General features: G+C 76.7%; 10 protein-coding genes. 9 read left to right on the forward strand and 1 reads right to left on the reverse strand.

What is annotated here, in order from left to right:
* The first annotated feature begins 116 nt into the window (after positions 1-116).
* The 5 genes from ACW14Y_RS37135 (at position 117) to ACW14Y_RS37155 (ending at position 7,117) form a co-directional block, all read left to right on the forward strand.
* Entirely contained in the window at positions 117-1,298 is a 1,182-nt protein-coding gene (locus ACW14Y_RS37135) for an AAA family ATPase (RefSeq protein WP_456984962.1), read from the forward strand.
* Positions 1,295-1,726 carry a bpX5 domain-containing protein gene (locus tag ACW14Y_RS37140; protein ID WP_456984963.1) on the forward strand — a complete coding sequence of 144 codons (432 nt, stop codon included), beginning with the start codon at positions 1,295-1,297 and terminating at the stop codon, positions 1,724-1,726. Before ACW14Y_RS37135 ends, ACW14Y_RS37140 begins: the two co-directional genes overlap by 4 nt.
* Positions 1,723-3,456, forward strand: coding sequence for a hypothetical protein (locus ACW14Y_RS37145; RefSeq protein WP_456984964.1), 1,734 nt, complete (start codon positions 1,723-1,725; stop codon positions 3,454-3,456). Before ACW14Y_RS37140 ends, ACW14Y_RS37145 begins: the two co-directional genes overlap by 4 nt.
* Positions 3,453-6,482, forward strand: coding sequence for a bpX6 domain-containing protein (locus ACW14Y_RS37150; RefSeq protein ID WP_456984965.1), 3,030 nt, complete (start codon positions 3,453-3,455; stop codon positions 6,480-6,482). Before ACW14Y_RS37145 ends, ACW14Y_RS37150 begins: the two co-directional genes overlap by 4 nt.
* A gap of 95 nt (positions 6,483-6,577) precedes the next feature.
* On the forward strand, positions 6,578-7,117 hold the full coding sequence (locus ACW14Y_RS37155) for a hypothetical protein (protein WP_380304619.1): 540 nt from the start codon (positions 6,578-6,580) through the stop codon (positions 7,115-7,117).
* Positions 7,118-7,264: 147 nt separating this feature from the next.
* Here ACW14Y_RS37155 and ACW14Y_RS37160 read toward each other — a convergent pair whose 3' ends face one another.
* Positions 7,265-8,011: a GntR family transcriptional regulator gene (locus tag ACW14Y_RS37160; protein WP_456984966.1), complete on the reverse strand. Its 747-nt coding sequence runs from the start codon at positions 8,009-8,011 to the stop codon at positions 7,265-7,267.
* Between the two features lie 227 nt (positions 8,012-8,238).
* Between ACW14Y_RS37160 and ACW14Y_RS37165 the strand changes: the two genes are divergently transcribed.
* From ACW14Y_RS37165 to ACW14Y_RS37180, 4 genes are all read left to right on the forward strand, one after another.
* The gene (locus ACW14Y_RS37165; protein ID WP_380304623.1) at positions 8,239-8,643 is read left to right on the forward strand and encodes a hypothetical protein; all 405 of its coding nucleotides are present in this window, start codon (positions 8,239-8,241) and stop codon (positions 8,641-8,643) included.
* Between the two features lie 190 nt (positions 8,644-8,833).
* Complete coding sequence (locus ACW14Y_RS37170; RefSeq protein ID WP_456984967.1) at positions 8,834-9,715, forward strand: putative hydro-lyase; 882 nt, start codon at positions 8,834-8,836, stop codon at positions 9,713-9,715.
* A 9-nt stretch (positions 9,716-9,724) separates the two neighbouring features.
* The gene (locus ACW14Y_RS37175) at positions 9,725-10,366 is read left to right on the forward strand and encodes a 5-oxoprolinase subunit B family protein (protein WP_456984968.1); all 642 of its coding nucleotides are present in this window, start codon (positions 9,725-9,727) and stop codon (positions 10,364-10,366) included.
* Between the two features lie 97 nt (positions 10,367-10,463).
* The gene (locus ACW14Y_RS37180) at positions 10,464-11,342 is read left to right on the forward strand and encodes a 5-oxoprolinase subunit C family protein (protein ID WP_456984969.1); all 879 of its coding nucleotides are present in this window, start codon (positions 10,464-10,466) and stop codon (positions 11,340-11,342) included.
* The last annotated feature ends 58 nt before the right edge of the window (positions 11,343-11,400 follow it).

The raw sequence follows: 11,400 nt of genomic DNA on the forward strand, positions 1-11,400 counted from the left end.
GTCCGCGGCGGCCGCCCGGAGTGATCCGGCCAGCCGCCGCAGGCCCTGACCGGGGGCGGGGACCGGCGGAAACCCGCTGGTGGTGGCCGGTTCGGCCGCCGTAGAATCCCGTGCTTGTGACCGACACCAGCACCCCCGCCGATGCCCCTCCCGCCGCGCTCCGCCAGGACGCCGAGCTGATCGCGGGCGTCGTGGCCGCCGCCGGGCGCGGCATGGTCGACCGGGAGACGGTCGCCGAGGTGGTGGCGCTCTGCGCGGTCGCCGGGGAGCACCTGCTCGTCGTCGGACCGCCCGGTACCGCCAAGTCGGAGGCCGTGCGACGGGTGGCCGGGCAGCTCGGCGGCCGCTACTTCGAGTACCTGCTCGGCCGGTTCACCGAACCCAACGAGCTGTTCGGCCCGGTCGACCTGCGCAGCCTGCGCGAGGGCCGGGTGGAGTTCGAGACCGCCGGCATGCTGCCCGAGGCGGACGTCGCCTTCCTCGACGAGGTGTTCCTCGGCTCCACGGCCGTCCTCAACACCCTGCTGGGCCTGCTCAACGAGCGGGTGTTCCGGCGCGGCGGCACCGTCCTGGCCAGCCCGCTGCGGGTCTGTGTCGGCGCCGCCAACCACCTGCCGGAGGACCCGGCGCTGGCCGCGTTCGCCGACCGGTTCCTCGCCCGGGTCTTCGTGGACCCGGTGGCGGACGCCCGGCTGGAGGAACTGCTGGAGGCCGGCCGCCGTCCGGCTCCGGTCGCGCTTCATGGGGGCAGCCCGGACGGCCCGGACGACCGGCTCGGCGCGCTCGACCGGCTCGCCGCCGCCGCGCGGGACTGCGAACTCGACGGCGTCACCCCGCTGCTCGCCTCCGCGCTGCGCCGGCTGCGCGCCGCCGGGGTGCCCGTCGGTGACCGGCGGGCCGTCCGCTCCCAGCGCCTGGTCGCGGCCGCCGCCGTCCTGGACGGCCGGACCGTCGCCACCGCGCGCGACCTGTGGGTGCTCCCGCTGGTCGCGTCCACCGCCGACACCCAGGCACTGGCCCGCGACACCCTCGGCGACCTGATCGGGAAGGCCTCCAACCAGAGCCTCACCCACGCCGCCGAGGAGCTCTCGCGCAGCTCGGCCGCCCGCGCCGAACGACTCGCCCGCACCGGTGCCGCCCTGCTCGCCGACCACCGCGGCCTGCCCGAGGGCCGCGACTCCCGGCTGCGGCTGGAGGCCGCGCTGCGCGAGATCGACGCCGGCTTCGCCCCGGCCGACCTGCCCGCCGCTCTGGCCGGCATACGCGCCGAGCTCGTCACGGCGGTCGCACCCTCGTGACCGGCGGCGCACCGACCCCACCACCCGCCGTCGCGCTCACCTGGGAGCGTCGTGAGCCCCCGCTGACCGCCGCCGCCGTGCTCGCCGTCGGCGACGCCGTCCCGGCGCTGGCCGCCGCCACCCGGGACCGCCTCACCGACGGTGCCCGGCTCGGCGTGCTCGCCGACGACACCACCCTGCTCGTGATTGGCGCCGAGACCGACCTCCCGTGGGCGGACGGCACCCACTACCTGGGCCACGACGAGGAGTTGCTCGTCCCGACCACCGCCCGCCCCCGGCCCGCCGCCGCCCTCTGGCGGGCCGCCCTCGGCGCCCGGCCCGGCGAACTCTGCCTGCTCGTCCCCGGCCACGCCCTGGTGGCCGCACCGCCGGCCGCCGCCACCGACCCGGAGGCCCTCACGCCCCTGACCCGGCGGGCCGGACGATGAGCGCCGCCCGACTGCCCGCCGCCCTCGCCCCCTGGGCCGGGGCGCTGTCCGCGCTGAGCCCCGAACTCGCCGTCGCCCTGGGGCCGTTGCTGCGGCGCCTGGACCAACTGGTCGGCGCCCGCGAGCCGGTGACCGACGGACCGGGGGAGCCCGACGGGACGGGCGGGATCGGCCGCTCCGGCCGGCCGGAGCAACTGCTGCCCGCCGAATGGCTGCTCGCCGAGGAACACCCCGACGAGTTCCTGCGCCGCTTCGTCGACCGCGAACTCCTCTATCTCGCCCCCGAGTTCCGCAGCACCGTCACGCGCGGCCGGACGGTCGTGCTGGTCGACGCCGGCCCGTCCCAGGCCGGGGCCGGCCGACTGGTCCAACTGGCCGCGCTGCTGGTGCTGCACCGCCGGGCCGCCGCCCGCGGCAGCGAGCTGCTGGTGGGCGTGCTCGGCGACCCGCCCGGCCGGTGGCTCGCCGGCGAACCCGCCGACCTGCTGCCCTCCTGGCTCGCGGCCCGCCGCCCCGCCGAACCGACCGCCGAGCAGGTGCGGGAGGCCACCGCCGGTCTGGACGCCGCCGACCGCGTCTGGCTGCTCACCTCGCCCCGGCTCGCCGCCGGGCTGCCTGGCCTGCCGGCCGGTCCCGCTCCGGATCCGGCCGGACCCTCCGGCACGCCTCGGGTCCTCGCCACCGAGGTGGCCCGCTGGGGGTCGGCGGGCGCCACCCACGTCACCGTCCGCCTCGACCGCACCGAGGTCGAACTGCCGCTGCCCGCAGCCGACATCGCCGTCCGGGCGCTGCGCGGCGCGGAGTTCCGGCGGAACGGGCCGGTGCTCGTCCCGGCGCCCGCCGACGCGGCCGGCCCGCCCGGCCGGGCCCTGCCCGCCTTCACCACCGATGCCACCCTCCTGCTCACCCGGGGCCGGCGCGAGGGGACCCTGCTCGCCACGGACGTGCGCCTGACCGAACACAAGCACGACGCCGTCACCCGGACCAAGGCGCACCGCCTGAACGGCCAGGTGATCGCCGCCGGCCGGACCGGCCGCAGGCTGTTCGCCCTGCATCTGCACCGGGACCGGGTGCTCCGGTACGTCAGCGGACGGAAGGTCGGCGGGGCCGCGGAGTTCGTCGTCGACCCGGCCTTCCTCGGCCTCGACGCCACGGTCGCGGAGGCGCTGGCGAGCCGCCCCGTGCTGCCGCTGCTGTGCTCCGGGGACGACCTGCTCGTCCCGGTCGCCGGCCGCTGGCGCCGGATCGCGCCCGACGGCGCCGTCACCGACGACGGCCCGGTCGACCAGCGCGCGGAGGGCCCGCACGGCTTCGAACGGTTCCGCGAGCCAAGGCTGTTGGAGCGGGTGCCGCAGCCCGGCGAGCGGCTGGCCCGGCACCTGGTGCACGCGGGCGGCACGGCCGCCTGGTCCGAGGACGGCAGGCTCTGGTACCTCCGGACCCGGCTCGGCGACGAGCGGCGGCTGTCGTTCCGGGAGAAGGCCCTGGTGGCCGGTCTGGTCCACGACGGGCGCGAACCGGTGCTGATCACCTGGGCCCCCGACAGCCGGATGGTGCGGGCGATCCGGTACAACGGCGTCCGCACCCTGAGCCGGTTCTCCGGCGGCACCGCCCCACCGGCCGTGCACCCCACCGAACCGCTGATCGCGAGCGAGTTCTCGCCCGGCCGGGTCGTGGTCGGCGACGCCACCACCGGCCGGATCCACCACGTGATCGGAAGCTACGAGTGAACGCCCCCACCGGGAGTGCCACCGGGACCGTCCTCGCCGTCGGCTTCGTGCTCGACGTGCCGCTGATCGGTGTGCCGGAGGCCGCCGAGCGTGTCCTCGACCTGTGGCGCGCGGACGCGCGGCTGTGCGAACTGCCCGACGGCCGCTGGCTCCTGCTGCTGCCCGAGCCGGTCCGCATCCGGGCGGACCGGGCGCCCGGGCTTCCGCTGGAGCGCACCGGTGCCGGTGCTCCGTCGGTCGCGAACACTCCTGGTTCCGGCCCTGCCGCGGTCACCGTCGACGGCCGGCTCGTGCTGACGGAGGGCGGAGCGACGGTCACCCGGGTCGTCGCCGAGCTGCCCGCGCTGGACCCCGCCGACTGGCTCGACCCGACCGGCCTCGCCCTGCACCGGCCGCGTCCGGTCGGTGCGGCCCCGGCGCCCGAAGCACCGCCCGTCGAGGACTCGGTGCCGACCGCCGCCCGGCCGGACCTGAGGGCGGCGGCGGGTATCGGGCCGAGCTCCGAGCGCGCCCGCCGGCTGACCGCCGAGGCGCCGTCCGCCCGCGGCCGCCGGGGCCGGCGGCAGCCCGACCGGCCGTCCGGCGGGCGTACCGGCAGCGGCGCCGCCTGGTGGCAGACCACCCGGCCGATCGCCCTCGCGCCCCGCAACGCGGCGGTCGTGGTCGTCCTGCTGATGGTGGTGCCCCTGCTCTTCGTGGTGCTCTTCGGCCTCGGTCTGCTCAAGAACGTGGATGTCGACCCGGGCGGCGTCGTCTTCGCCTCGATCGCCGGGGGCCTCGCCTACGGGGCGCTCTTCGGCCGGCGCGCCACCCGGGGCGGGGGCGGAGCGACAACCGGTCATGCCGCCACGGCCGCCCCCGCCCCCGCCGGTGGCACCCGGGCCCCGCGCCGGGCCCGTCGCCCCTGGCTCGGCGACCTGCTGGCCCGGCTCACCCTGCGCACCCCCGCCGCCCACCTGCTCCACCGGCGCCACGCGCGCTACCTGCGCGACCTCACCCACGCCTTCGAACAGCACCGCTGGGACGACGCCCTGCGCGACGCCCTCCCGCTGGCCGACCGGGAGCGCGGCGACACGGCGGCCGGGCGTCCCTGGTTCTCCCTCGCCCTGCCCAAGCGCTTCGCCGGGCAACTGCGCCCCACCCCGCACCCCGTCGGCCCGGCCGCGGCGAACGCGTTCTCCGGCACTACCGTGCACCAGCACCTCACCGAGCTCTACCGCTCCGCCGCCGAGCGGCTGGAGCGGCAGGGCCGGCTCGACGAGGCGGCCTTCGTGCTCGCCGACCTGCTGGCGGCGCCCGCCGAGGCCGTCGCCCTGCTCGAACGGAACGGCCGCCTCAGCCAGGCCGCCGAACTCGCCGAGGGCCGCGCGATGGTCGCCGACCTGGTGGTCCGCCTGTGGTGGCGGTCCGGCGACCGCGCGCGGGCCGTGCGGATCGCCCACCGCCGGGGCGCCTTCGCCACCGCCGTCGCGCGGCTGGCCGCCACCGATCCGCAGGCCGCCCGCGAACTGCGCCTGGCCTGGGCCGAGCACTGCCGCGCGGCGGGCGACCGGCTCGGCGCGGTCGAGGCGGTCTGGCCGGACGAGGCGCTGCGGCCTTCGGTCGCCGCCGACCTGCGGGACGCGGTCGCCCTCGGCGGCCCCGCCCGGGGCCGGGCGCTGCCGCACCTGCTCGCCCTGCCCGATCTGATGGCCCTGGGCTCCGGGACCGCCACCCGGGCGCTCGCCCGCGCCGTCCTCGACGGCGACGGCGACCCGAACACCACCGGCCGTTCGGTGCTGGCCGCCACCCTGGCCGTCCTCCCCGCGGCCGACCCGGCCACCGACCGCGAACTCGCTACCGCGGCCGCCCGGGCGGCCGTCCGCGACGGCGGCCTCGGCGGCGAGTCCGGCGGCCCCGGCGTCACGGCCGAGCACCGCCTGTTCGACCGACTGCTCACCCGCGCCGACCCGTTGACCGCCGCCGACCTGCCCCGCCCCCGCCCGCGACCGCTGCCCCGGCCCGTCGGCGCCGCGCCCGTGTACACGGCGGCCGACCGGCCGGGCACCCTGCCGGTCCTGGACGCGGTGCTGCTCGCCTCGGGCTCCCTGCTGGTGGCCTGCGGCCAGGCGGGCGCCCGGCTGCTCGCCCCCGACGGTCGCACCCGGGCCCACTGGGACACCCCCACCGACCGTCTGGTCCTGGCCGACCACGGCGGCGGCGCGCTGCTGGTGACCGAGCACGGCCCCGACCTGCTCGGACTCGCCCACCTCGACCTCGCCACCCGCACCGTCCGGCCCTGGACCACCCTGCGGGCGCGGCACCTGGCCCCCTCCTACGACGGCCACCGGCTGATCGCCGCGGCGGACGGCGGCATCGTCGTCCTCGACACCACGGCTCCGCGCCCGGTCGCCGTCTGGCGCGAACTCGGGGGCGAGGAAAGGCTGCTGGGTGGCATCACCCGGACCGCGGGCGGCTGCGCGGCACTCGTCCGCAGCCCCTCGACCGCCCGTTCGCCGCTCACCGAGGTGTGGCGCTGGGACCTGCCCGGCTGGGAACTGCGGGCCCGGCAACGGGTGGACGACGCCCTGACGGACCTGCTGTCCCGCACGGACCCGGCCGACACCCCCGACCCGGTCGCGCTCGCCGCCGGCGGCCTGCTCACCGTCGAGCCGTTGCCCGCCGGACTGCTGGACCCCGACGGGGGCATCGCCTCCGGGGACCGGACCGTGCTGCGCTGGACCTCCGACCTCCCGGAGGCCGAACTGACCGTGGACGGACGGGCGTTGATCGGCCCGGCCGCCGACGGGGACCACTGGGCGCTCACCGTGCCGACCCCCGAGGGCACCGGCCTGCGCGCGTACACCGGGACCGGCCCGTGCTCGGAGCCCGGGCCCACCGTCCTGGTGCCGAACGCGGCCGGCGACCGGATCGGGGTGCGCCACCACGCCGGCGCCGTCACCTACTGGCACCGCTCCGGCCGCGTCCTCGCCACCTCCGCCGACGGCACCGCCCTGCTCGCCAACCTCAGGGTCACCGTCCGCTGACCGGACATCGGACGGCCCCGGATTCCGGTTTTCCTCGACGCGCCACCCTGCGAACATGCGACGCTACTCACTGCGTCCGCCCGAGGAGGAATCCTGTGTCATCGCCCTGTGACCCCGCCAACGCGCCCGTCGGTGATGTGAGCACCGCGCTCATGGTGATCGACTCGCGGCTCAAGGCCATCTACGACGGCCGGACCGGCACCGACCCCGAACAGCAGCGCATGGTCGACCAGTTCGCCGCCTCCCTGGGCCCCGCGGAGGCCGACGCCCTGCTCGAAGGCGTGTGCACGCTCATCTACATGTACATGGACTGGCTGCGGGCGGTCTGCGAACGGCACGACAAGGAGGTGGTCGAGCATGTGGTGCCCACCCTGGTGGCCACCATGCGGATGATGCCCAACACCTTCCGCCCCGAGGTCATCCCCACCATGGCCGGTCTCCTGATCGCCGCCGGCACCGGCCTGAGCCCCAACCTGTGGCGCGCCCAGTACGGCGACTGGACCGGCGCCGAGATGAACCCCCTGGAGGCCACCTCCGTCCTCCTCGCCGAGCACATCAACCGGATCGTCGGCGACGACCAGGACTTCGCCACCCGGCTGATCGCCGAGGCCCTGGCGGTGACCGACGACCACTGACCGCCGCCCGGACCGCACGCCGCCCGCCCGGCCTCCGGCCAGCCCCGGACCGGCCGCGAAGCCCCCGCGGCCGTCCGGCCGTTCGTCCGGCTGTTCGTCCGGCCGCCCGCCGGGGGCCGGTGTGCGCGGCGCTCGGGGGGACGGGTGTCAGAGGGCCGTGGAGTAGCGCTGGACGAGGTCGCGTTCGGCGTCCCGGAGGTAGGAGTTCATCTCGTTGGCGGCTTTCGCGAACGCCCCGGCGTCGATCAGTTCGAGGATCCTCCTGTTGCGCGCGCTGTAGGTCATGTGGAACGCCCGGAGGTCGGTCGCCACGTAGAAGACCAGGCGCAGTTCGGCCAGGACCCGGTTCATCAGGTCGTCCAGGCGACGGCTGCCGGCCAGTTCGGTGAGCGCGAGGTGGAAGCGGAAGTTGGCGGTGCCGAGGGCCCTCCAGTCGGCCTCCGGCCCGACTGCCGCGAGCCCGGCGGCCTCGGACGCCTCGACGGCTGCCCGGACCCGTCCGAGGTCGACGGTGCGGCCCTTCAGGTCCCGGATGACGGCCGGTTGCACCACTCGGCGCAGCCGGTAGAGGTCGACCACGTCGGCGACCGTCAGCCGGCGGACGAACACGCCCTGGCCGTGGCGGTGTTCGACGGCCCCCTCGTGGGCCAGCAGGCGGAAGGCCTCGCGCAGGGTGTTGCGGGAGACCTTCAGCCCCTTGCTGATCCTGTCCTCGGGCAGCCTGAGGTCGGGCCGGTGCTTGCCCTCGGCGATCCGCCGGCGCAGGATCGCCGCGACGTGTTCGGCCTTGCTGCTCCAGCCCGCCCGGGCGAGCTCCTCGGCCCAGTCCTCGGTGTCGCCGCCCGTTCCGCCGCCCGCGCTGCTGTCCGCGCTGTTGTCCGTCCCGCTGTGCACGGCACCCCTCCCCGGCTCGTCACTGATGCCGCACCTTCGTACCACCTCGGGCTCCGTTCCGTCAGGCAGTCCGGGCCACAATGCAATTGTTGAACAATCCTCCTGGTGGATCGTCGATTTTCCAGCAATGCGCGTCACCTGCCCGTGGCGCCTTGCGGGCCGGCCCGGGGCGCTGTCACTGTCGGTGGCGAAAGGGCGTTCGCCACACCGCAGTTGGGGGAATGACCATGTCTCGACCGTCCAATCGCCTGCCGGGCCGAAGCCGTGCCCGCCGACCTCCGCGGGCTTTCCGGAACGACCACTCGCCGATCGCCGCCGCGCTGTCGGCGGTACTGATCGACGCGGGGCTGGACCTCCACCCCGTCCTGCGCCTGATCGTCGGCGCCGGTGCCCTGGCGCTGACGCTGGGAGCGCGGCTGATCGTCACGGGCCCCCTGTCGCTGTTCGCCGGCCGTTACCGCGCCGCCGGTGCCCGCGGCCTGAGCCTGTCGGTCAACCGGGGGCAGGGGCCGGCCCGCCACCTGGCGGTGGGGGTGCGGCTCGGCGACCACGGCTTCGGCCTGGCGGCGGCCCTCGGGCCCCTGGCGCCGATGACCACGCTGTCGGCCCTGCTGGACTCCTCTCCGCGCTGACCGCACTGAGCGCAATGACCGGCCGTCCGTCCGCCTCGTGGTGATCCACCCGCGCGGGCATCGGTCCTTCCCCCGCCGATCCACCACCGCGCCGATCCACCCCGGCCGGTCGGCCGCCCTCCGCCGACCGGCCCCTCCCCGGCATCCCCCTGCCGCGACACCCACGCCCACCGACGAAGGAGACCTTCCGATGACCGAGATCATCCCGACGACCGAGACCCTCCGGACGGCCGAGACCCTCCCGACGACCGAGAGCCTCCCGACGGCCGAGACCCACGCCGCCCTCACGCCGGCCCGCGCCCGGGGACTGTTCCGGGCCGGCACCGTGTCGCCCACGGCCGGATGGTGCCTCGGCCGCACCCAGGCGAACATGATCAGCGTGCCGGCGGACTGGGCCGCCGACGTCGCCCGCTTCGCCGAACTCAACCCCGCGCCCTGCCCCGTCCTCGAACAGACCGCTCCCGGCGCCCGTACCAGCGTCCTGGCCCCCGGGGCTGACCTGGCCACCGATCTGCCCCGGTACAGGGTCTGGCACGACGGGCAGTGGGAGGAGCACACCGACGTCACCGCCCACTGGCGCGAGGACCTCGTCACCTTCCTGATCGGCTGCTCGTTCACGTTTGAGGGGGCCTTGCTGGAGGCGGGCATACCGCTGCGCCACGTCGCGGAGGGCCGCAACGTCGCGATGTACCGCACGACCCGGCCGTGCACCCCGGCCGGGAGGCTGCACGGCCCGATGGTGGTCTCCATGCGCCCCGTTCCCCGGGAACTGGTCGCCACCGCCCGCGCGATCACCGCCCGGATGCCGGCCGTGCACGGGGCGCCGGTGGCCGTCGGCAGGCCGGGCGAGCGCTCCAACGCGGAGCTCGGCATCCCCGACCTGGACCGGCCCGACTTCGGCGACGCACCGGTGATCGGCCCCGACGACGTCCCGGTGTACTGGGCGTGCGGCGTCACACCGCAGTCGGCGTTGATGGCCTCCCGCCCGCCCTTCGCGATCACCCACGCGCCGGGGCACATGTTCGTGACCGACCGCCACGACCGCGACTACCTGCTCCCCGAGAAGGGCTGACCCACCGCCGTGAACATCCTCCGGTACGGCAGCCGGGCGCTGCTGGTCGAGGTCGCCGACCTCGACCGGGCGGCCCGTCTGCACACCGCGCTCCTGCGCGACCTCCCGCCCGGGGCGCTGGAACTCGTTCCCGCCGCCCGCACCGTCCTGGTCCGCTACGACCCGAGAACCACCGACCCGGCCCGCCTCACCGCCGCCCTCCGGGCCGTCGACCTGCGGCCCTCGGACAGCACCGCGGCCGCCGGGGCGGGGACGGTCGAGATCCCGGTCCGCTACGACGGCGCGGACCTGGCGGAGGTGGCCCGCCTGTGCGGCCTGACGGTTCCCGGGGTCGTCGCCCGGCACTGCGCCGCCGTCTACCGGGTGGCGTTCTGCGGGTTCGCTCCGGGATTCGCCTATCTCACCGGGGGCGACCCCGTTCTGCGGGTCCCGCGCCGCGCCGTTCCGCGCACTCGCGTGCCCGCCGGTGCGGTCGCCGTCGCCGACGAGTTCACCGGCGTCTACCCCCGTGAGTCGCCCGGTGGCTGGCAGCTGCTCGGCACCACCGGCATGTCCCTCTGGGACCCCGAGGCCGACCCGCCGACGCCTCTGGTGCCCGGCACGGCCGTGCGCTTCACGCAGGTCGGCCCGCCGCACCCCCGGCTCCCGTGAAGGTGCCGCCCGGCGCGGGACACCAGCGGCGTCCCGCGCCGGGCGGCACCCCGGACCGTCCGCTTTCCGATCCCGACCGCCACCCCACGGAGGAGCCATGACCGGCCGCCCCGCGATCCCCGCCCGCCGCGTACGAGTGATCCACCCGGGCTTCGGGGCCACCGTCCAGGACCTCGGCCGGCCCGGCCACGCCGCGCTGGGAGTCGGCCGCTCCGGCGCCGCCGACCGCCGCAGTCTGTGCCTGGCCAACCGCCTCGTCGGCAACCGGGAGGAAGCCGCGGCCGTCGAGGCGCCCCTGGGCGGCCTGGTCGTGGAGTTCGACCACCACGCCACCGTCGCCCTCACCGGCGCGCCCTGCGACGCCCGCGCGGACGGCCGCGCCGTCGACGTGAACGCCCCCGTCCGGCTGGCGCCCGGCAGTCGGCTGACCGTCGGCATCCCGTACGAGGGCCTGCGGGTCTACCTCGCCGTGCGCGGCGGCCTGGACCTGCCACCGGTCCTCGGCTCCCGATCGACCGACACGCTCTCCGGAGTCGGACCCGCCCGGCTCGCGGCGGGTGACGTCCTGCCGGTCGGCGACCTGACGGCCGGCTGGCCCGCCGCGGACTTCGCCCCCCAACGCGACCTGCCCGCCGAGCCCGTCCTGCGGATCCTGCCCGGGCCCCGCGGCGACTGGTTCACGCCCGAGTCCCTGGCCGTGCTCGGCGGCCGGCCCTACCGCGTCACCGACCAGAGCGACCGGGTGGGCATGCGGCTGGCCGGGCCCGAGCTGCGCCGTGCCCGTACCGGCGAACTGCCCTCCGAGGCCGCGGTGCCCGGTGCGTTGCAGGTGCCGCCGGACGGGCAGCCGATCCTCTTCCTCGCCGACCACCCGGTCACCGGCGGCTACCCGGTGATCGCGACCGTCCACGAGGACGACCTCCCGCTCGCCGCCCAGGCCCGCCCCGGTCAAGCCCTGCGCTTCCGACCGCTGTGAGGGCCCTTAACGGGTCCGGGCGGACGGTGGGACAACCGCCCGCCCGGACCGCTCGCCA

This window comes from Kitasatospora sp. cg17-2 (genome assembly GCF_054031055.1).

Coding starts and splice junctions, on each gene's coding strand:
- ACW14Y_RS37145 (WP_456984964.1), top strand. CDS start 1,723: ATGAGCGCCGCCCGACTGCCCGCCGCCCTCGCCCCCTGGGCCGGGGCG.
- ACW14Y_RS37165 (WP_380304623.1), top strand. CDS start 8,239: ATGTCTCGACCGTCCAATCGCCTGCCGGGCCGAAGCCGTGCCCGCCGA.
- ACW14Y_RS37170 (WP_456984967.1), top strand. CDS start 8,834: ATGACCGAGATCATCCCGACGACCGAGACCCTCCGGACGGCCGAGACC.
- ACW14Y_RS37180 (WP_456984969.1), top strand. CDS start 10,464: ATGACCGGCCGCCCCGCGATCCCCGCCCGCCGCGTACGAGTGATCCAC.